At 61.7% G+C, this 20,952-nt stretch carries 14 protein-coding genes; 11 read left to right on the top strand and 3 right to left on the bottom strand.

Annotated features, from left to right (window positions below):
- Nucleotides 1-21: 21 nt before the first annotated feature.
- The 3 genes from AC07Y4_RS29230 to AC07Y4_RS29220 form a co-directional block, all read right to left on the bottom strand.
- Nucleotides 22-204 (bottom strand): hypothetical protein, encoded by a 183-nt coding sequence (locus tag AC07Y4_RS29230; protein WP_143599009.1) that lies wholly within the window; start codon nt 202-204, stop codon nt 22-24.
- A complete protein-coding gene (locus tag AC07Y4_RS29225) occupies nt 201-404 on the bottom strand; it encodes a hypothetical protein (RefSeq protein WP_495275482.1) in 204 nt (67 codons plus the stop codon). The genes AC07Y4_RS29230 and AC07Y4_RS29225 overlap by 4 nt, the downstream gene beginning before the upstream one ends.
- 135 nt (nt 405-539) lie before the next feature.
- Nucleotides 540-695 carry a hypothetical protein gene (locus AC07Y4_RS29220; RefSeq protein ID WP_157627350.1) on the bottom strand — a complete coding sequence of 52 codons (156 nt, stop codon included), beginning with the start codon at nt 693-695 and terminating at the stop codon, nt 540-542.
- 691 nt (nt 696-1,386) lie between these two features.
- Between AC07Y4_RS29220 and AC07Y4_RS29215 the strand changes: the two genes are divergently transcribed.
- The 11 genes from AC07Y4_RS29215 to AC07Y4_RS29165 all read left to right on the top strand — a co-directional run bounded on the left by AC07Y4_RS29215 (nt 1,387) and on the right by AC07Y4_RS29165 (nt 20,821).
- A complete protein-coding gene (locus AC07Y4_RS29215; RefSeq protein ID WP_495275481.1) occupies nt 1,387-3,906 on the top strand; it encodes a type VI secretion system Vgr family protein in 2,520 nt (839 codons plus the stop codon).
- 68 nt (nt 3,907-3,974) lie between these two features.
- The gene (locus tag AC07Y4_RS29210) at nt 3,975-5,018 is read left to right on the top strand and encodes a DUF4123 domain-containing protein (protein ID WP_495275480.1); all 1,044 of its coding nucleotides are present in this window, start codon (nt 3,975-3,977) and stop codon (nt 5,016-5,018) included.
- Between the two features lie 3 nt (nt 5,019-5,021).
- Nucleotides 5,022-8,318 (top strand): metallophosphoesterase, encoded by a 3,297-nt coding sequence (locus tag AC07Y4_RS29205; RefSeq protein ID WP_495275479.1) that lies wholly within the window; start codon nt 5,022-5,024, stop codon nt 8,316-8,318.
- 86 nt (nt 8,319-8,404) lie between these two features.
- A complete protein-coding gene (locus tag AC07Y4_RS29200; protein ID WP_447745271.1) occupies nt 8,405-9,613 on the top strand; it encodes a hypothetical protein in 1,209 nt (402 codons plus the stop codon).
- An 18-nt stretch (nt 9,614-9,631) separates the two neighbouring features.
- Nucleotides 9,632-10,933 carry a hypothetical protein gene (locus AC07Y4_RS29195; RefSeq protein WP_495275478.1) on the top strand — a complete coding sequence of 434 codons (1,302 nt, stop codon included), beginning with the start codon at nt 9,632-9,634 and terminating at the stop codon, nt 10,931-10,933.
- Nucleotides 10,934-11,022: 89 nt separating this feature from the next.
- Entirely contained in the window at nt 11,023-14,193 is a 3,171-nt protein-coding gene (locus AC07Y4_RS29190; RefSeq protein WP_495275477.1) for a type VI secretion system Vgr family protein, read from the top strand.
- A 66-nt stretch (nt 14,194-14,259) separates the two neighbouring features.
- Entirely contained in the window at nt 14,260-19,050 is a 4,791-nt protein-coding gene (locus AC07Y4_RS29185) for an RHS repeat-associated core domain-containing protein (RefSeq protein WP_495275476.1), read from the top strand.
- Nucleotides 19,050-19,445, top strand: a complete 396-nt coding sequence (locus tag AC07Y4_RS29180) for a VOC family protein (protein ID WP_495275475.1) — start codon at nt 19,050-19,052, stop codon at nt 19,443-19,445. The genes AC07Y4_RS29185 and AC07Y4_RS29180 overlap by 1 nt, the downstream gene beginning before the upstream one ends.
- Before the next feature lie 125 nt (nt 19,446-19,570).
- Complete coding sequence (locus AC07Y4_RS29175; RefSeq protein ID WP_495275474.1) at nt 19,571-19,990, top strand: VOC family protein; 420 nt, start codon at nt 19,571-19,573, stop codon at nt 19,988-19,990.
- Between the two features lie 46 nt (nt 19,991-20,036).
- A complete protein-coding gene (locus tag AC07Y4_RS29170) occupies nt 20,037-20,282 on the top strand; it encodes a hypothetical protein (protein WP_495275473.1) in 246 nt (81 codons plus the stop codon).
- A 44-nt stretch (nt 20,283-20,326) separates the two neighbouring features.
- Nucleotides 20,327-20,821: a pentapeptide repeat-containing protein gene (locus AC07Y4_RS29165; protein WP_495275472.1), complete on the top strand. Its 495-nt coding sequence runs from the start codon at nt 20,327-20,329 to the stop codon at nt 20,819-20,821.
- The last annotated feature ends 131 nt before the right edge of the window (nt 20,822-20,952 follow it).

The following is a 20,952-nucleotide window of genomic DNA, read 5'->3' as shown; positions in this document are numbered from 1 at the left end:
GTGTTGTTGTCATGGGCGTTGTCACTCCGACATCAAGAGGGAAGCCAGGGCCAAGAGGCCGCTGCCAGCGAGGCTCAGCCCGCTGGCGGCCCACAGGGCTTTCACGTCGCGCGGTTCGCAGCCTTCGCGGCGCGCATGCCAGGCGGCGTAGGCCAGGGCCCCCGCCATGGTCAGCGCGGGCCAGTGCAGATCAAGACCGTTCATCGCGCGGCCCCCGATGCGGCGCGTGCGCGCGGGCATTCGGCGCGGTAGGACAGCCGGGTCGCGCCCGTGCGCACGTGCAGGCGCACGGCGCCGAGCGTCAACGGGAAGGCATCCGGCACGGTGGCGCGAGCGCGAGGAAGGCGGAAACGGGAGAAGAAGCGTTGCGCGGCGAGGCGCCAGGAAGGGAGCAGTGCGGCCATGTCGAAACTTCGCGAGAAGTCAGGAAAGGGCCGTCCCTTGCAAGGTGGAGGTGCAAGACCGAGGTCGTCCTCGGCCCGGTTCGCGCAGGGCGCGCGAACAAAAAAATGATAGCAGGGAAATCGGGGGCGACGCCCTCAGCCCCCGCGTGCGCGCACCTGGGCCGCGTGCAGGAGGCGGGCGCTGTCCACCTTCTGCTTGGACAGGAGCCGCATCTTGCTGCAGCTCGAGCAGCGGTACAGGCGCAGCCAGGGCAGCAGGCGCATCCACCCTCTGCGCGGCTGGCGGTCCATGTCCTGAAGGTGGCAGGGGCAGGCGGAAACCGAATGAGTCGACGACATTTGTCAGAGTGACCATGCTGTCCAGATCCCACCCTGACCAAGCTCTGCGGCTCTTCGGCTACTGGGAATTGAAAGTATTCATTCTTACGACAAATGTAAACAAGCACACTCACCTGTTCTGGGTATTCGGTGGCCTTCCCAGCGTGCTTGCCGGCGCGCCACTGACAGCCGTTCGCATGGCAAGAGTGCGCCGGAAGTGTGGAGCGCACCCCCTTGCGCAACACCTTCTCGTGCGCGACGAGGTCATGTGCAACTGCCGCCACCAACACGCCTCCTTTTACAAGTTCGACGAATTAAAAGTTTGAACTTTTGGCTCAATTGCATTTTGATTCCTGTGAATTTCCACCGGTTTGATCTAACGACTTAACAAGGCGTCATTTAAATCGGGCCAGTCCATCACTCGATTGGAAAACGAATGGCTTACTCGCAGTTTTCCTGCGAAAACTCCTCTGGCACGCGTGAGAAAATAGAGATCAAATAGAAAGAAAATTAACCTTCACATGATCAGGTAGGGAGCGTGCCTGATGTATTTGGATGCAATTGAGAAAGGCGCGTGATTGCGCGCCTTTCTTGAAAAAAGAATCAAAGGGGGAGTCCGCGTGAACCACATCGTGGCGAGATTGTTCTTGCACGGTCGCGTCCGATGAGCGACCCGTCGAGCCCTCATCTCGCGGAGCTTGTCGTCGACCGGCAGCACGACCGGCTGCTGCGACTGTCGTTCCCCCAGGGCGGGGAGCCCGCAGGTGGCGACCTCGTGGTCAACACACTCTCTGCTTCGGAAGGCCTGTCGCGCGACTTCGATTTCACGGTCGGTCTCTTGAGCAGCAATGCCGACCTGGCGCTCAAGGACCTGCAGGGCAAGATGCTTTGCGTCGAGCTGGTGCGCCCCGACGGAACGCTTCGCTATTTCACCGGCATCGTCTTCGAGTTCCGGCTCGTGCGCACGGACGGCAACCTGGCCTTCTATGAAGCCAGGCTCGGCCCGTGGTCGAAGTACCTGCGGCTGCGCGCGAACAATCGCCTCTTCCATCGCCAGACGCTGCGCGCGCAGACCGAGGCCATCTTCGGCGACTACGGCGTGCTACCCCGATGGGAGTGGCTCGTTCGCGGCGACGACGCACCTCACACGATGGCCGTTCAGGGCGGCGGGGCCGGTGGGGAGACTGACCACAACTACCTGCATCGGCGCTGGGAGGCGGCGGGCTACAGCTACTGGTACGAGCATTCGGCCGAGGGTCACACGCTGCACGTGTGCGACGACAGCACGCTTGCCAAGGCCGTGGACGGTTCGGTGCCGGAGATCCGGTTCCAGAACGAAGGTGGTGCGCAAGAAGAAGATGGCATCGGCCAGTGGAGTGCGGTGCGCGAGCTGGTCTCGGCGCAAGCGGCCGTCAGCGCCTTCGACTTCAAGAACGCGCGTCCGCAGCATGCCTCTATGCCCAGTAACAACCAGCAGGGGGATGTGCCTCACCTGGAGGTGCATGAGTACGGTGGCGCGCGTCACTTCAAGACGTCGCTCGAAGGCGAAGGTGTGGCACGTCGGCGCATCGGCGAGATCGAGGCGAAAGCCAAGCGCTTCGAGGCGCAGGGCAACAACCGCTTCGTCCTGCCCGGGCGCTGGTTCCGGCTGACCGACCACTTCGGACGCACGCAAGGCGAAAGCTCTGAAAGCGAATTCCTCGTCCTTTCGGTGGAGCATCGCGCGAGCAACAACTACTTGCAGGAGCCCGCCACCGCGGAAGGTAAACCCAAGGGGTCGCGAGCCGAGTACAGGAACAGTTTCGTCTGCAGCCGCCGCTTCGTTCCCTGGCGCCCCGGTCGCGGCTTTCACAGCGTGGAGCAGCGCGTGATGGCGCCACAGACGGCGACCGTGGTGGGGCCGTCTGCCGAGGGCAGCATCCACACCGACGAGTACGGCCGCATCCGGGTGCAATTTCACTGGGACCGCGAAGGCCAGAGCGACGAACGCAGCTCCGCCTGGGTGCGTGTGATGAGCCCCTGGGCGGGTGGCGAGACCGGTGCCGTCTCCACGCCCCGCGTCGGCTCGGAAGTCATCGTGCAATGCCTGGACGGCAACCCCGACCACCCGATCGTCATGGGGGTGGTCTACAACGCGCAGCGCATGCCGCCGTGGAAGCTGCCCGAGCAAAAGGCCCTGACCGGACTCAGAAGCCGTGAACTTGCAGGCACCAGCGGTAACGAGGCCGGCGGCAAGAGCAACCACCTGCTGCTGGACGACACCGAAGGCAAGATCCAGGCACAGCTCAAGAGCGACCACGACAGCAGCTCCCTGAGCCTGGGGCACATCACGCGCATCGAAGACAACGCCGGACGCAAGGATGCCCGGGGCCAGGGCTTCGAGCTGCGCACGGACGGCCACGGTGCGATCCGGGCCCAGGACGGACTCCTGATCAGCACCGAGGCGCGCGCCAACGCGCAGGCTCACATCACCGACATGGGCGAGACGGTGCAGCGCCTGACCCAGGGACGGGAGCTGCACGAGGGCTTGAGCGAAGCGGCGCAGCAGGCCAAGGCGCACGAGGCCGGCGACCAGGACGAGGTGACCCGAAGCCTGAAGGCGCAGAACGATGCGATCAAGGGCTCGGGCAGCGGCAACAAGGCCGAGGGCGAGTTCCCCGAGCTCAACGAGCCGCATGTGGTGCTGGCCAGCCCTTCGGGGATCGAGGCCACCACGGGTGGCTCGATGCACCTGGTGAGCACGGAGCACCATGCGATCACCAGCGGGGCGCACACCAGCATTGCGGCGGGCAAGAGCTTGCTGGTCAGTGCCAAGGACGCGGTGCGCATCGCAGCCTTCGAGAAAGGCATGCGGCTCATCGCCGCCAATTCCGACATCGACATCCAGGCCCTGAAGGACAACATCAACATCCTGGCCAAACTGGACGTCAAGGCCGAAGCCAACAAGATCACGATCACGGCCAAGGAAGAAGTGATCATCAACGGCGGTGCCAGCTACACCCATTGGAACGGAGCAGGCATCGAGAACGGCACCAAGGGCATCTGGCGCGAGCACGCGGCTTCCCACATCACGACGGGCCCTAAGAACCTGCCGGTGCCGGAGATACGTTTACCTCAAGCCGTGTGCAAAGAGTGCATGGCAAAGGCTGCAGCGCGCGCTGCCGCAGTGGCACCCCGGCAGTGACCGTGTCAGCGTACCCAGCCCAACAAGCGACGCCGGTCGACGGCGGTCTGCAGCCGCACGAGCCCGCGGTGTTCAACAAGGAAGTTGCGCAGACACTGGTGCATGACATGGGTGTGCTGCTGGCCTGCAGTGCGAGCATGCCGCGCTATGCGTTGGTCGAACTCGGCCAGTGCGAGATGGCCGATCGCGGGGCCATTGCCCTCGGTGTCCAAACGCATGGGCTGGAGGTGGAGCGCTTGTTTGAAGGCACGCCCGAATCCGAACTGGCCGATCAGGGGCCATGGCTGATACGGTTTCCGGTACAGCCTTCGGGCACTCTGCTGGAGACGCTGGCCCTGCATGCGGGCGTTCATCATGCGTTGAGCATGGTGGCCTCACCCCTGGCGTTGGGCGATCTGGCGAACCACATGAGAAGCTGGTTGGAAGGCCTGATTCCGCCGGACCCGATGATCGAAGGCGACGAATCCTGCGGTGCCGTGCTGCGTTGGTTTGACCCACGCATCGGGCTGGACATGCCCGGCTGCTGGCCTGCAGCGGATCGCCAGCAATTCATGCAGGCATTTTGTTGGTGGGCCGCCTGGCGTGCCGATTTCTCACCGCGCTTGATGCAGGGGCCCAGTTTCAACAGGGCAGCCCCGCGCGCCGAGCCGCTGCCGCTTGACCAGCCACTGCTGCTGGCACTCGACCAACTCAACACGGCAGAAGCCATGCTCGCTTCCGTGCGTGAAAACGACATCGAGCCCGGTGAACTCGATCACATGGCGCCGGCGTTGCAACACCGCCTGGCGCACCAGTTGCGTGACGATGCGCGGCGTCTTGGATTGGACGACTGGGCCGATCAATACATGTTGCTGGCCATGGGGTTGCGCCTGCACCCCGACATTGCCGATGCACAGGCACTGCAACCCATCCTTGTCGCGGCGGCAACCGGCGAGCGGGGCCTCGGTGCCGCCATTGCGGACATCGACAACGCGGTGTGGCAAGACCTGGTCGAAGAGGCGCCGCAGGTGCTTGCCCTGCATTCGCACGCACTGCTCGAACCCCTGCGCCAACGACGTCTCGCTGCCGTATCCGCACACCCCTTTCACATCCCGCGCACCGAAGTTCGCTGAATCATGGCCACCGTTCCCAACCTCGGCAGCAGCGCTGCCAACGCGCAATCCGCCAAGAACCGCATCCCGGGCGTTTGTGATTGCAGTGACCCGGTCGACAAATCGGCGCTCATCCTCTATCCGAGCCTGGGAACACCCTTGCTGCTCAAGGAAGGGCAGACCAAGTGCAGCATCTTCATCGTCGGCGAGTCGAGCTTGAAGGCGGCCTCGGGTGCAGGCGCCGCCATCCCCGCACCTGCGCCTAACCTGCATGTCTTCGTCGACCGTCATCTGAGGCTCTACTCCATCAAGGAAAAGGGCACCCAGACCGACACGACCACCGGCACGCTGTTTGGCGATGGCAACACCTGTGCAACGGCCCCGCAGCACATCAACGCCTGGCGCGTCGGTCGCTTTGGAGCGGGGGTGCTGATCAAGGATCGCCATCGGCGGCCTTTTGCCACCATCGCACCGATGGCGGCCCAGGTCTACAAGGACCTGCAAGGCGGCGACGTCTACGAGATAGAGATCGATCTGAAGGCCGCGCCGTTCCAGGGCATCAATTCGGGCGGCTTCATGAGCTTTGCCTGGATGGTCAAGCTCAACGACGCCGGCAAGCAGCTCCTGCCCAACGCCACGCACGCCGAGCCGCAGGACCTGATGATTGCCAAGTTCCTGCGGGAGCAGTCCACCAAGGACCCTTTCCACTTCGCGAACCTCCACGAGTTCGACCTGTCCAAGGGCGCCCGCACCACGGCCAACCAGTTGCCTCCGCAAAAAAATGGCTCGGGCGAACGCCTGCAAAGCTGGCACCCCGTGAAGTACATGCCTGCACGCCCTCTGAAGCTGGGCCACCTCTCCGACGTGCACGTGAATGTTCGCCATACCGCGATGGGCAAGAGCATGGCCCAGGTGCTCGAAGGCGATGTGGCCGATGTGAAATGGAACACGCCAGTCGGCACCAAGGTGTGCAACAGCTTCGATGCGCTGCGCGCGTTGTTCGAGAAGATGGCTTTGGGTGGCGACAAGATCGAGAAGGCCGATGCGGTGCTGCTCACCGGCGACCTGATCGATTTCAACCGCAACCTCAACCCGGCGCAGGTCGCTGCAGGAAAAGCGACGGGCAACAAGGCCATCGGCGAGCAATGGAAGAGCTTCAACCTGCTGGCGAACATCGATGACCCGGCCAACGGCAAGAGGCTATACCCGCGCGGGCTGGACGACATGCTCGTGTTCAGCCTGGTCCGTGAGATGTACCGCAAGTACAGCCTGCCCATCTTCATGACCAGCGGCAACCATGAGGCGTACCAGGTGCCCTACGGCATCAGTGCGCGGGTGGAGGCCGGAGACATGGCCAACTGGGCATTCAAGCTCGGCGTGCTGGAAACCGCGGCCGACCCCGCGAAACGCAGCGAGATTGCCAGGGCCGCGGTCACTGGCAGTGGCGGTGCCTTGCGCGATCGAGCGGGGACCGTCGTCGACAAGGTATCCGGCTGGTTCAAGTCAGCCACCGGCGTTTCTCCAAGCGAGGCGGCAGGTCGGGGCGTAGAAGGTGTCGAGCAGGTCGCCCGCGCTGCCGAGGACAGGCTGGGTGGCCTCAACGAAGGTCTCTCGAAGGCGCTCAAGACGGCACGCGGCACCCTGGACGGCAGCGAACTTGCAGAGCACCGCAAGCAGATCGAAGCGGCCAGCGACTGGACCCGCGGCAAAGCCAATGAAGGGATGAGTCGTGACCACAACATGACCATCTACGAAGCCTGCCTGGCATATGGTCCAACCTACGGGCAGGCTCTGACGGGATTCAATTTCCACAGTGGTCAGTTCGATTGGTTCTACGCGCTGTTCACGCCGTTGGCCGATGTGGTGGTCGCCTATGGCGCCCAGAGCGACGATGACAGTGCGGCAGGAACCCTCCAGGTCATTGCGCCGATGGGTTGGGGCACCGACGAAAACTTCAAGAATCTGGGCGAACTGGTCGATCCCGCCAAATTGCCACATATGGAGGACTTCGGTGGTGTTGACAGGCAAGGCGCGGGCATCTTGCCGCGCGCCACAGAGTCGTGGAGCACAGCGCAATTCGAGTTGCTCTCCCAGGCTCAAAAGTACAAGGCTGCCGGCAGCAAAACAAGCCTTACGGTAGCCAGCCACTTCACCATCGTGAGCTTTGATGAGCCACAGCCGTACAGTAATGTGAAGAAGAAGTTGGTCAAGGCGCGCTTGTGGCCGCACAACAGCGCTACCGGCCTGCCGGATGAGCCCGCGGGTTTCAACCACGTCAATGTGGGGACCTGCGAGCGAGGGCTTGCCCACTACTTTGAACACTACGTGCGCGCGGGCCGGCGCAGACCCAAGGGCGGTGCACAGGTCGACTGGCATTTGTCGGGCCATAGCCATCGCAGCGGCGTCTATCAGGTCGAGTGGCAAAGCGACGGGCCGGATACCAAGCCCTACATCCAGGTCGTATCGGCCACGGACCCGGGGATTCACAAGGTGCAGACCGTGCCCGCCGATACGCAGACGGCCCTGATCGTCAGCAGTTGCGGTGGTCCGATTGGCTATCAGAACCTGGATGGTGAGCTCAGCGCATGGACAGGGCGGCCACCTGCGGGCACCTTGTTGGAGCCGGCCACGGGCAATATCAGCCAGGTCAGCACCTACCGCTGCCGCATCGAAGACGGCAAGGCATACAACGAGAAGCCAAGGCTGTGCGTGGCGCTGGACTACCTGCATGTAATGAGCGGCCTGCCGGCGAAGGGAAACATCGACAAGCCGCTCGAGTTTGGCGACATTCCTCAGTTCGCGATGGGCAACACGCAGATCCCGCTTCGACTGAGTCGACAGATGAAAAAGCTCAACTGCATCGTGAGCTTGACGCTGTGGGTGTTTGAGGGCGGAAAGGATTCCGAGAAGAACGACGTTCGCAAATGGCATCGCGTTGACACAAAGCTGGACACGCTTGGCTCTCCCGGCAACGCGACGGTCAGCAACGAAGGAATGGCGGCACTCTCAAGAGCCTTTGCAACAGGTGTCGTGGGCAAGCAGGCCGATTCGGCATTCCGGCGCATCCAGGCGACCTTTTGTGAGGTGGGGCTGCGAAAGCCTGAACCGATGAAAGCAGACGAAGACTGGGCCCTGCACATGCAATGCACCGATCCATGGGTTTTTCCGATCGCTGTGGTGAGCACGAACGCAGGGAGAACGATGGCCGGTCTTGGCCGTGTCGGAGGAGAGAAGGGGGAGGTGCCGGATTGGTATTTCCTGGCCGACCACTTCCCCGCCATGGGATATCCACCGCCGCTCGATGCAATCAGACCCAAGTGATCTCCTACTCAATGAATCGTCGATCCGCTCTGACTGCGCTTCCTGCGCTGTTCATTTCCTCAAGCCCACTCTTGACCGCTTGCAACATGGCTACGTCCAAAAAGAACATCCGCGAGTTTGGAAAAATCTTTCAGTACCTCAAGGACCCAGAGCTTCGAAAAAAGGAAATCGGAGACGCCTTACTCACCATTGAGGGCGCGGAGATCAGCGGTGAGAGTTTTCAGTACGTTGACTGGAATCACATCCTGTTCAAGAACTGCGACTTCGTCGGTGCGTATCAGATCAAGATTGGAAACTCCACGGACGTGCGGTATGAAGACTGTCGGTTCTCTGGCATCTTTGGGTACGGCAAAACCAACCGCGTTCACTTCTTGCGATGCGCATGGACGGACGGTTCCATAGGGTATGCCGGCGAAAAGAGTACGGCCCTTGTTTTTGAGTCTTGTCGGTTCGTTGGCACCAATCCCGATCGGAATCATTGGGGAGGCGTCGGCAGCGATGGCGAAGCGGAATTCATTGGCTGCACAGCAAAGTACTTTGTCATTGAAGGACACGCAAAGCTCACGCTTCGGCAATGCGAGTTTGAAGATATGAAGTGCACCCCCCGAAGCAAGGAGTCGGGCGGAGTCTTCGCCGACGTGTTGATCGAAGGCTGCAAGCTGCGTGGCGACTTCAGCATGGTGCCCGCAGACTTCCAATCCCTCACCATCCGCGACACTCTCATCGAAGGCACTTTCAACATGACAAGCGCGACGGTCAACGGCGACATCCTGATGGAGCGAGTGACTGCCGGCGTGATCCTTGGCTACGTCAAGAAAGCCAAAAGTCTTACTGTGCGAGACAGCAAGATCACAGGCAACGGTATGGATGTGTTCGAGGCCTTTGCAGGTGGGATCAGGACCATCGCGATTGAGGGAACGATCTTCGGCGTAGGCTCGATACGAGGAGGTAACGGCACCGACGGGGTCACGATCGCAGGCGGATTTTCTCTTAAGGATCCGACCCGCACCTCGAACGTCAGTCAATCTATTTTGATTCGCGATAGCAAGATTCCCCAACTGCAATCTCAGCATCTCAATACTAAAAATCTTGTACTCAGGAAGGTGGAGATTGGGGAAGCTGATTTCACGAACACTCGCGCGGAGGTGTTGGAACTGGACGATGTGAGTTTCACAAAGTCCGTGAATATGAGCGGAGCTCAGATCAAGGAGTTCAAGCAAAGCGGGATGACCGACCTAAAGAGGTTAGGCCGCAGCTTGAAGCTGGAAGGCTCCAACATCAAGCTGCCACGTTGAGGCGCGAGAAGGCTGCGAATGTCCGATCAGCGCGGTGAGAACGAATGCAAGAAGAACGGTGTCCGATCTGGGGTGTGTCGGCGGGGCACGCTCGCACTGATCGCAGTCGCGCTGATTGTTGTCGGCCCAGTGCTCTGCGGGCTCTGGATCGGGTACCGCCTCTACTACGGGCTCGGTGCCATCGGCGGGGTGCGCGGTGTGCAAATTCCCGACACCTACGATGGGCTGCTGTGGGCCGGCATGGCTGCCATCGCGTATGGCATCTGCCTCGGCGTCGTTGCGGCTCTCAACGTCAAGGCCAGGTGGGCGGCTGTCGCATTCGTTGCGGCCATAGCCTTGTTTCAGGCCTGGGGGATTGGCAACAAGCGGGCATCAGAGCAGTTCGCTGCAAAAAGACTCATGCAAGATGCAGTGGAAATCGCACCGTGGGAGGCTGCCTTTGAGTTGCAGACGTCGAAGATCCGAAAGGCAATCGATGCTGACGACCTCGGTGCACTGTCTGATGCCGGGAAAACTTGCTTGTCCTTGTACAGGACCATACCGTCACACTTCCAGGGCCGGTTCCGTTCAGGCGAGTGCCGAGTGGAGGAAAGTCCTGGCGACGTGGCTTACACAGGCTTGCTCGGCGAAGCGTTCAAAGCCAATGCATGGCGCGTGATGGACCACTACCTGGCACAGATCGAAGCGCAGGCGTCTGCGAGCGAGCGCCCATCCTGGCGGGGCGATTCACCTGACCTGGAGCAGCCCCACTGCGTGGTGCGGCTCGCGCAACGGGACGATCTCACGCCATGGCTGATGCCGCCGATCGACCTGCGCCGAGTCGAGCACTTGCGAGCCGTCGGCGCCGAGGAGGAGGTTCAGAAGCCCCTGCAGACGGAAATGCTTGACGTGCTCGCCAAGCATCGGGCCCCTCCCTTTCGGGTTGGAGAGGAGGCGCTGCAACATCTTTTTGTCTATGCCCTGAGCCAGCGTCGCATGGATGTTGCCCAGGCCATCCTGGAGCGGGCGAAAGGACGGTTCAAGTGGTGCGTGGGAGGAATGCGCGCCACAGATCTCGCCGCTGCGGTCGCGCCAAGAACAAGAGGGGATCCGATCTGGGCAAGGGGTGAGAGAGCGGTGTTCAGTGCCATCGCTGGCTGGCCCGAAGAGAAATGGCAGGAGGCGGCAAGTGATTACCTGCATGCTGTGAAAAGAACGGGTCAAGACGATGCTGCGTCAGGCAAGCAAAGCCTTGCCGAATGCCAGAAGGTGGCGGGGCGCATCGCAAGCACGAGGCCTGCGAAGAATCGAAGGGCCCTCGTCGCGAGCTGTACGACCTGAGGCGTTGTGACGAGCATGGCAGATACCGGCAGGCCGCCACCCGATGGCGGTGGTCTTCAACCAGTTTTCTTGTGAGGGAGTAGAGCCAAATGGCCGAAGGTATCCAGAGCGGGGGGGCATTTCTCGACCGTCAGCACGACCGGCTGTTGCGCCTGTCGTTTCCCCAGGGCGGCGAACCTGCGGGTGCGCGGCTGGTCATCAACCGGCTAGACGCCCGCGAAGGCGTGTCGCGCGACTTCGAATACACGGCCGAATTGCTCTCGAGCAATGCCGACCTGGCGCTCAAAGACCTGCAAGGCAAGATGCTGTGCATCGATCTCGTGCGTGCGGACGGCAGCCTGCGCCACTTCACCGGCATCGTCTTCGCCTTCCGTCTCGTCAAGACCGACGGCAACCTTGCCTTCTACGAAGCCCGGCTTGGCCCGTGGTTGAGATACCTGCGCCTGCGCTCGAACAACCGCTTGTTCCACCGCCAGAACCTGCAAGAGCAGACCCAGGCCATCTTCAACGACTACGACACCTTGCCTCAATGGAAGTGGCAAGTCCGCAGCGAAGACCTCCCCATCACCATGGCCGCTCAAGGCGGAGGTGCCCAAGGCGAGAGCGACCACAACTACCTGCACCGGCGCTGGGAAGCCGCCGGCTACAGCTACTGGTACGAACACACGGCCCAAGGCCACACCCTCGTTCTCGCCGACGACACCACACTGGCCGAAGCCGTGGACGGGCCGACGCCCGACATCCGCTTCCAGCGCGAAGGTGGCGCACAGGAAGAAGATGCCATCCACCAGTGGAGTGCTGCACGCACCCTCGTGTCCGGGCACACGGCCGTCAGCGCCTTCGACTTCAAGAACCCGCGAGCCCAGCACGCCGATACCCCCAGCGGCAACCAGCAAGGCGACGTCCCTCAGCTGGAAGTGCACGAATACGGTGGCCACAGGCACTTCAAGACCAGCCGCGAAGGCGATGCGCTTGCCAAGCGGCGCGTCGAAGAGATCGAAGCCGTTGCGAAGCACTTCGATGCGCGCGGCAACAACCGGCAAGTACTGCCCGGGCGCTACTTTCGCCTCACCGATCACTTCGGGCGCACGCAGGGCACAGGCCCCGAGAGCGAATTCCTGATCCTGGAGATCGAGCACAGCGCGAGCAACAACTACCTGCAAGGCGCAGGCGAGCTCGCCCAGTACAGCAACCGCTTCAGCTGCAGCCGCCGCTTCGTTCCCTGGCGCCCCGGTCGCGGCTTTCACAGCGTGGAGCAGCGCGTGATGGCGCCGCAGACAGCGACCGTGGTGGGACCGTCTGCCGAGGGCAGCATCCACACCGACGAGTACGGCCGTATCCGGGTGCAATTTCACTGGGACCGCGAAGGCCAGGGCGACGAACGCAGCTCCGCCTGGGTGCGTGTGATGAGCCCCTGGGCGGGTGGCGAGACGGGCGCCGTCTCCACGCCCCGCGTCGGCTCGGAAGTCATCGTGCAATGCCTGGACGGCAACCCCGACCACCCGATCGTCATGGGGGTGGTCTACAACGCGCAGCGCATGCCGCCGTGGAAGCTGCCCGAGCAAAAGGCCCTCACGGGTCTCAGAAGCCGTGAACTCGCAGGCGCCAGCGGCAACGAGGCCGGTGGCAAGAGCAACCACCTGCTGCTGGACGACACCGAAGGAAAGATCCAGGCGCAACTCAAGAGCGACCATGACAGCAGCTCTCTGAGCCTGGGGCACATCACGCGCATCGAAGACAACGCCGGACGCAAGGATGCCCGGGGCCAGGGCTTCGAGCTGCGCACGGACGGTCACGGTGCGATCCGGGCCCAGGACGGACTCCTGATCAGCACCGAGGCGCGCGCCAACGCGCAGGCTCACATCACCGACATGGGCGAGACGGTGCAGCGCCTGACCCAGGGACGGGAGCTGCACGAGGGCTTGAGCGAAGCGGCGCAACAGGCCAAGGCACACGAGGCCGGCGACCAGGACGAAGTGACCCAAAGCCTGAAGGCGCAGAACGATGCGATCAAGGGCTCGGGCAGCGGCAACAAGGCCGAGGGCGAGTTCCCCGAACTCAACGAGCCGCATGTGGTGCTGGCCAGCCCTTCGGGGATCGAGGCCACCACGGGTGGTTCGATTCATCTGGTGAGCACCGAGCACCATGCGATCACCAGCGGGGCGCACACCAGCATTGCGGCGGGCAAGAGCTTGCTGGTCAGTGCCAAGGACGCGGTGCGCATCGCAGCCTTCGAAAAAGGCATTCGCCTGGTGGCGGCAGCGGCGGACATCGACATCACTGCCCTCAAGAGTTGCATCAATATCATCGCCAAGCTCGACATCAAGATGGAGGCCAATCGCATCACCATCACCGCCAAGGAAGAGGTCCTGGTCAATGGCGGCACCAGCTACACACGCTGGAACGCGAGCGGCATCGAGAGCGGCACCAATGGCATCTGGCGCGAGCATGCGGCCGTGCACAGCCTGGTCGGCCCCAACAGCAAAGGGTCGCCCAAGCTGCCGGAGCCGACACAGCTGCCGAAAGGGCAACTGGATCTGCACAACCACTACATCAAGAGCGATGGCACGCCGCGACAGGCCGTGAAGCAGGGCGAGTACACCGTGGTGGATTCGGAAGGCGGCACCCACAGCGGCAACCTCGATGCCAAAGGGTTCGCGACGGTGTCGGGCTTGCCGATCGGTGGCGCCAAGATCACTTTTGGTCCGGACCCGCGCGATCCCTGGGACGAGGGCAGTTACTTTGGGCCACCGCACGAATGGCCACCCAAGCCGCTGGACGAGAAAGCGCCGACGAGCGGCCCTGCGGGCGAAGCGGGTGCCATGCCTGCAGCGAACCTGCTGTCGGCCAAGGGCGTTCTGGGCGGGGCCAAGGGCGCGTTGGGACAGATCGGCCAGGTGGCCGGAACGGCGCAACAAGCCGTTGCGGCCGTCCAGGCTGTGCAGCAAGGCGGCGCGCAGGCATTGCTGGGACAGGTGGGGCAGTTGGCCTCTGGCGCAGCGACCCAGGCCATTGGCAAGGCCGTTGGCGGTGCGCTCGGCCCGATGGGCGCGCCTGCAGCAGGCGTGGCCGGCAGCGTGGTGGCCGGTGGCATGAATGGCGGGCTGGCGGGTGCGGCTGCCGCGGCGCAGAGCAGCGTGAGTGGTGCGGTGGCGTCGCTCGTTCCCAAGCTGCCTGGCGCATTGCCCAGCCTGCCGTCCTTGAGCGGCGCGAACCCTGCGACAGCCATGACCGGCAGAACGCCCGGCTTCGCAGGTTGACGGCGACACAGGCCCGCCGGTTGCGCGGGCCTGAAGAGAACAAATCAGATCGAGGAAGCACAAAAAATGGCAACGCAGGGACCGCAGGAAACCAAGCCGCGCGAGAAGCAGACCGCAGTCGCGCCGCTCAACGCCATCGCGCCGCAGGACATCGGTGCCGGCGCGGCGCGCTTCGACAAGTGGTTGCGCGACATCAGCAACGACTACGTCACGCTGGAACGCCTGAGCACCGTGGCCGGCAGCTTGCCTGTCATCGGCAACATCATGGCGTTGATCGACGTGATCATGGACATCGTCCTGATCAGCGGACGATTCATCAAGAAAGAGGCTGTTGACTTCCTTGCGTGGGTCAACCTGGGCATCAACCTGATCGGCATCATTCCCGCACCGCCGAGCATGGCGGCTGCCCGCATGAGCCTGCGCCCGGCACTGCATCTCGTCAAACAGCAGCTCAAGCACAGCGCCTCCAACATCGGCGACGCGTTGATCTCCGTGCTGGTGATGCACCTCAACGACAAGATCGCCGGCGAGATCGAGAAGTTTGTCGACGGTGCAATGAGCAAGCTCTCGGGCATCCTGAACAATTGCGCGGACAAGGCCGATGGCGTCGTCGATGACCTCATCAGCGTGTTGCGCCGCTGCACCGGCGGCGAAGACCTGTTCAAGATCGCGGGCCCCAAGCCGGAGAGGAACACCTACAACCCGAAGAAGGAGAGCATGTGGAACCGCATGCTCGCCGCCGCGGACCGCTATGCCAAACAGGCGGCCAACTACGCCGTCAAGGTGGCGGCCGCACGCCTGCCCGACAAGGCCAAGGCGGTGGTCAACATCGTCATCGGCAGCCTGACCGACTTCAAGGGGGCGCTGCGAGCCAAGTTGATGGCGCTGGCGAGCGCCGAGACCGAGCGCTCGATCATGTGGCTGCTCAAGCGCCTGTTTGCCGCCGTCAAGAAATTCAAGGCCAAGCGTGCCGCTGTCGTGCCGCCCACCAAGGGCGCCCAGGCGCAGGCCACCAAGCCCGGTCACGAACTCGGCGCCGTGAACACCCAGGCTGGTGCCACGGGAAGTGGCAACTGCTGCAAGCAGGGGGCAGCCAAGGCCAAGACCCGCAAGTCCATCAGTTTCGCCACAGGCAGCGAGAGCTTCACCCACACGGATTTCGTGTTGCCGGCCACGCTGCCCATCGAATGGCACCGCACCTACAGCAGCGACCTCGAGGCCTTTGACCAGGGCAGCTTCGGCGCGCGCTGGCTGATCCCGTACACGACCCGCATCGACGTCGTCGAGTCCAGAGGGCGACGCGCACTGGTCTACCGTGCCGCCGACGGTCGCAGCCACGACATCCCCTGGCTGGCCGTCGGCCAAAGCCATCGCAACGCCATCGAGGAGTTCAGTGCCACGCGTTTGAGCGACACGTTGCTGGTGCTCGACTTCGGCAAGCCGTTGCCCGCCGGCGAGCCGGCCGACTGGCGCGAGAGCTACGAACTCGTCGACACGGTCGGCAGCAAGGCCGCCACCCAAGGCACGCAGCACTTCCGCCTGGTGGCTCAACATGCCAAGGACGGCGCCGCGATCGGCCTGCGCTACGACCATGCATTGCCTTCCGGCGAGCAGGTGCTGAGCGATGTCGTCAGCAAGCAGGGTGATGTCACGCTTGCACACGTCGGCATCCGGCCGCATGCGATCTCGGGGCGCATCGAATCCGTCTGGGAGCTGAAAGACGGGCAGGTCGTTCGTCAACTCGCCGCGTACACGCACGACGGAGCGGGCGACCTGGTCGCGGCGCAGGACGAGAACGGCGCCGCCTGGGCCTACCAGTACAGCCACCACCTCGTCACCCGCTACACCGACCGCACCGGCCGCGGCATGAACCTGGCCTACGACGGCACCGGAGCCCAGGCCAAGGCGATTCGTGAATGGGCGGACGACGGCAGCTTCGACACCCGCCTGGAGTGGGACGAGAACATCCGCCTGACCTATGTGACCGATGCGCTGGGCCAGGAAACGTGGATCTACTACGACATCCTTGGCTACACCTACCGCGTCATCCACCCGGACGAGAACGAGGAATGGTTCTTCCGCGACGACGCCAAGAACATCACCCGCCATGTGCACGCGGACGGCACGACCGACGACTATGTCTACGACGACGCCGGCAACCTGCAAACCCACACGCAGGCCGATGGCAGCCAGATCCACTTCGAGTACGACAAGCTCAGCCGCCTGACCGGCGTGCGCGATGCCGAAGGCGGCGCCTGGCGGCGCGACTACAACCCGCAGGGTCACCTCACCGAGGAAACCGACCCGCTCGGCCACAAGACCCAATACGCCTACGACAAGGCCGGGCGGCCGGTGCAGATCACCGATGCCAAGGGCGGTGTCAAGAAACTCGTCTACACCCCGACGGGCGAACTGGCCTGCTACACCGACTGCTCGGGCAAGACGACCACCTGGGCTTACGACCCTCAAGGCCGCCTCGCCCAAAGCACCGACGCCGCCGGCCAGGTCACCAGGTACCGCTACACCACGCTCGACGAGCAAACGCTGGCGGCGGCCCAGGCGGGTGCCAATCACCCCGGCCAGCTCGAAGAAGTGACCCACCCCGATCAGACCAGCGAGCGCCTGGCCCACGACGCCGAGGGCCGCCTGCTGATGCACACCGACGCCTTGGCGCGCAGCACCCATTACCGCTACGCCGATGCGGGACTCATCGCTGGGCGCACTGACGCTGCAGGCCACACGCTGAGCTACCAATGGGACAAACTGGGGCGCCTCACTCAGCTCGACAACGAAAACCGCAGCCACTACAGCTTCAAGTACGACCCTGTCGGTCGCCTGCTCGAAGAAACCGGCTTCGACGGCAAGGTGACCCAGTACCGCTACGAAGCAACCAGCGGCGTGCTCACCGAAGTGGCAGAAGCAGGGCAGGTCACCCGACTCGCCTTCGACCCCTTGGGTCGACTTGTCGAACGCGAGGCCGCAGCCCAAGCCGAAACCTTCGCCTACGACGGCAACGGCCGCCTCGTCGAAGCCCGAAACCAGGATGCCAAGCTCCAGTGGTTCTACGACCCGGCCGGCAACCTCACCCGTGAGCACCACGCCGATCTCGCCAGGGGGCACACCGCCATCTGGCAGCACCGCTACAACGAACTCAACCAGAGAGTTGGCAGCACCCGCCCCGACGGCCATACCCAGGAGTGGCTCACCTACGGCAGTGGCCACGTGCACGGCCTGCTGCTCGACGGCCAGGACATCCTGAGCCTGGAGCGCGACGACCTCCACCGTGAAGTCGGCCGTCAGCAGCACAACGGCCTGGCCCAGACGCAAACCTACGACCCTGCCGGGCGGTTGCTCGAGCAGCAGATCACCCACACGAAACCGGCTCCCGGCACCACAGGCACCGGCGTCGCCGGCATCCGCCGCAGCTACCGCTACGACAAAGCCGGCCAGCTCACCGGCATCGGCGACAGCCGGCGCGGGCGCCTGGACTACCGCTACGACCCGGTCGGGAGATTGCTCGAAGCCCAGAGCCAATTGGGCAAGGAAGTGTTCGCATTCGACCCTGCTGGGAACATCGCCGACCCGGTACTGAAGGAGCCCGGCACGGCAGCACTCGCGCGCGAACAGGGCGTGGCCCCCGGCAAGCTGTTGGACAACCTGCTCAAAGAGTACGCCGGCACGAGCTACAAATACGATGCGCACGGCAACCTCACCGAGCGGACGAAGAACGGGCAGAAGACCCTCTTCAGCTGGGACGGCTTCAACCGCATGGTCAGCGCAAAGAGCGAGGAGGGCACCACGACCTTCCGCTACGACCCGATGGGCCGGCGCATTGCCAAGACAAGCGGATCGAGAGAGACCCTCTTCGGTTGGGACGGCGACAACCTCGCCTACGAAAGCGCAACGCCGCTGGACCCCAGGGCCCGAGAGCAGGCGCACACCGTGCACTACGTCCACGAGAAGGACAGCTTCGTGCCGCTGGTGCAGGTGCGCAGACAGCGCTTCCTTCAGCTGAGCCCCACCACCGACGTGAAGGCGCTGATGCAGGCCAACGGCGGGGCCTACGACATCGAGCAGGACCCGCTATGGAACGGGCAGGGACTGCAGCAAGCCAGAGCCGAGCCGTTCAAGCCTGAAGAGATCGCTTTCTACCAGTGCGACCACCTGGGCACGCCACAGGAATTGACCGACTCGGAAGGCCAGGTCTGCTGGAGCGCGAACTACAAGGCTTGGGGCGAGGCGAAGCAGGCGATCAGCAAGGCGGCCGGGGTCGCGGGGATCACGAATCCGATCCGATTCCAAGGGCAGTACGCGGACGAAGAGACCGGACTGCATTACAACCGGCACCGCTACTACGATCCACAAAGTGGGCGATTTGCAAGTAAAGACCCAATTCGCCTGATGGGGGGCATGAATCCCTATCAGCTTGCTCCCAATTCCACGCAATGGATTGATCCGCTCGGATTGAAGAAGTGCGCGATAGTAATTGGGGAAAATCAAAGAAGAGTGAACGCGTATGCACGCCTCAGTCAACCATTGGCGGCAAGTCAAGGGTATTCGATCTACACGATCAATAATTACCCGGGATTTTCATGGGCGAAAGAGGCGACATTCGCAGGAGGGCCTAAGAACGAAGCTCAATGGGCCTTGTCGCTCGAGGAGAACAGAAAATTCATTGAAATGGCAAAACGCAATGGATGCAAGATAGTTGACATTGGCAGAGACCCGCAGGCTGTGGCCGATGGAAAACCGATTTCTCGTTATTATCAGCTGGAGCGAGAAATGTCAGAGTCTTATGCTAATAAGATGAAGGTTTCTTCTTCTTATGTAGAAGGGGTGCTGAAAGGTTTTAAATGATGAAAATACTTGTCCACCTTCATGCAGGCGATATCCCGGGCAGTGTGGAGTTCTATAAAAAATTTGGATTTACCCTTGTAGATGACGACGTTGACGGGTCTGGAATCCGAATCGCAAGAATGACTCACAGTGCCGCACCGTCTCTGGTACTTAATTTTCGCGACAATAACCCTTTGCTGCTTGCCTACAAAGAGGTCGATAGCACGGATCTTCCTGTGGTGGCGTTCGGCTTGATTTCTTCTTGGGACGAGGATTTTTTTGATTGGCAGAATTTGATTTTCAAGAGCTTCAATGATCTTGTTATCAAACATGTTTCTCAGCCATACGGGGAGTGGATTTATTTGAAGGATCCTGCTGGAAACAATATCTTGTTCTCGAATTCCGATTTTTATTGAAATCCCAAGCGCACTGGTGTATTGGCATCAGTTGTGGGAAAGAAATTTAAACTGCTCATGGCGAGAAATTTCCAGGGACGCCTCGAAAGCAAGCTGTGGCTTCAGAGCAAGGGAAGATGTGAAAGATGATGAAGCGATTCACTATTCATGTTCCGATGCTCCGAAAAAAAGGAATGCTCGAACAAATGGAGGCCTTCTACGAAGGAATTCTGAGATATGAACGAGATTCGGAGTTGAATGTTTTTCGAGTGCCGAGTCATTTGAATTTGGCGATTTGCTTCAAGTGCTCAAATTTGGCTGAAGGGGGCAAGGGAAAAGACAAAAATTCGCTCTACGAGTTTTCTATTGAGAAAAATTTTCCCAGCGTTTGTCGGGATTTGAAGGAAAAAGGGGTCGAGTTTGACATGCTTGCGCGTACTCCTGGATTTTATTTTGCAAGGATTTTGGATCCTTCTGGAAATTCAATCGAGATAATCTCAGAGAGCTTCGAAGATGATTCGAATTTTGATATCTCGAGCTGGAGTATTTATCAAGATATTGGCTGAAATTTCACGTTCGTAGCGAATTTCCATGCAAGCCAGGACGCCTTTGATGACGAGATTTCATGCGCTTACGATCGAGGAGGCTAAAAGGGTAGTTGAGCAGTTGAAGGATGATGGCCTTCTTCTTGAGGAGGCGATTTCTATTGCGGAGGCGGACGTGCTGCGTTGCCGAATCTTGGGAAGGCGCATCAATATAAAGGTTGACCTTGTCTATGGTGCAAAGATCGATCCGATCGATTCATTTTCCAGCAGGGAAATCGAAGAAATTTCAAATCTCATCTTGATGAGGCTGTGATTTGAATTTCTAATTTCCGTGCTGCCATCCATGAGCCAAAAATCATGCCCTCCCAACTGATCATCCAAAACCACAATCTCTGGCGCAAAGGCGCCGGTGGTGCCCCCGCAGGTCTTGCCGGCATGGCCGACAGCTATGCCTACGCCGGCCTGGACCTGAACCTCGCCCAGTTCGCCACCACTGTCTTCACCGGCACCAGCTTTGCTGCGTGCACGTTCAAGCAGGCCGGCTGGACTGGATGCCAGTTCTCAGGCTGCACCTTCACCGCGTGCGACTTCGAGGGCATTTCCATCTCCGGGTGCACGTTCTCCAACTGCACTTTCTCCCAGTCGCGGTTCCAGCAAAGTCGGCTCAGCGCCTGTCAGTTCAACAACTGCCAGTGGAACGGCTTGAATTTCGATGGGGGGCACTGGTCCGATGTCGCGGTGCTGGGATGCACGGGCACCACGGTTCAGGCCGATGGCCTGCGCGGGGAACATGTGGACTTCACTGGCAGCTACTTCGAGCACTTGGAGATGCGCAACGCGCAAATCAATTGAGGTCGACAGGCGGCGCGAACTTTCGGAGCTTCCATGCCAAGAGGCACCCCCAACCCTGTTGATTTCCATGGAATCCTGACCCGCGATTTCCATCGAATATTGACCCACCCTCTTTGCGAGCCAGCCGGCTC

It is taken from the genome of Variovorax sp. GW460-12-1-14-LB1 (assembly GCF_059423605.1).
This window is presented reverse-complemented; position numbering and strand designations above follow the sequence as displayed.

Coding starts and splice junctions, on each gene's coding strand:
- AC07Y4_RS29175 (WP_495275474.1), top strand. CDS start 19,571: ATGATGAAGCGATTCACTATTCATGTTCCGATGCTCCGAAAAAAAGGA.
- AC07Y4_RS29185 (WP_495275476.1), top strand. CDS start 14,260: ATGGCAACGCAGGGACCGCAGGAAACCAAGCCGCGCGAGAAGCAGACC.
- AC07Y4_RS29190 (WP_495275477.1), top strand. CDS start 11,023: ATGGCCGAAGGTATCCAGAGCGGGGGGGCATTTCTCGACCGTCAGCAC.
- AC07Y4_RS29215 (WP_495275481.1), top strand. CDS start 1,387: ATGAGCGACCCGTCGAGCCCTCATCTCGCGGAGCTTGTCGTCGACCGG.
- AC07Y4_RS29170 (WP_495275473.1), top strand. CDS start 20,037: ATGACGAGATTTCATGCGCTTACGATCGAGGAGGCTAAAAGGGTAGTT.
- AC07Y4_RS29195 (WP_495275478.1), top strand. CDS start 9,632: ATGTCCGATCAGCGCGGTGAGAACGAATGCAAGAAGAACGGTGTCCGA.
- AC07Y4_RS29225 (WP_495275482.1), bottom strand. CDS start 404: ATGGCCGCACTGCTCCCTTCCTGGCGCCTCGCCGCGCAACGCTTCTTC.
- AC07Y4_RS29200 (WP_447745271.1), top strand. CDS start 8,405: ATGGCTACGTCCAAAAAGAACATCCGCGAGTTTGGAAAAATCTTTCAG.
- AC07Y4_RS29180 (WP_495275475.1), top strand. CDS start 19,050: ATGAAAATACTTGTCCACCTTCATGCAGGCGATATCCCGGGCAGTGTG.
- AC07Y4_RS29220 (WP_157627350.1), bottom strand. CDS start 695: ATGGACCGCCAGCCGCGCAGAGGGTGGATGCGCCTGCTGCCCTGGCTG.
- AC07Y4_RS29230 (WP_143599009.1), bottom strand. CDS start 204: ATGAACGGTCTTGATCTGCACTGGCCCGCGCTGACCATGGCGGGGGCC.
- AC07Y4_RS29165 (WP_495275472.1), top strand. CDS start 20,327: ATGCCCTCCCAACTGATCATCCAAAACCACAATCTCTGGCGCAAAGGC.
- AC07Y4_RS29205 (WP_495275479.1), top strand. CDS start 5,022: ATGGCCACCGTTCCCAACCTCGGCAGCAGCGCTGCCAACGCGCAATCC.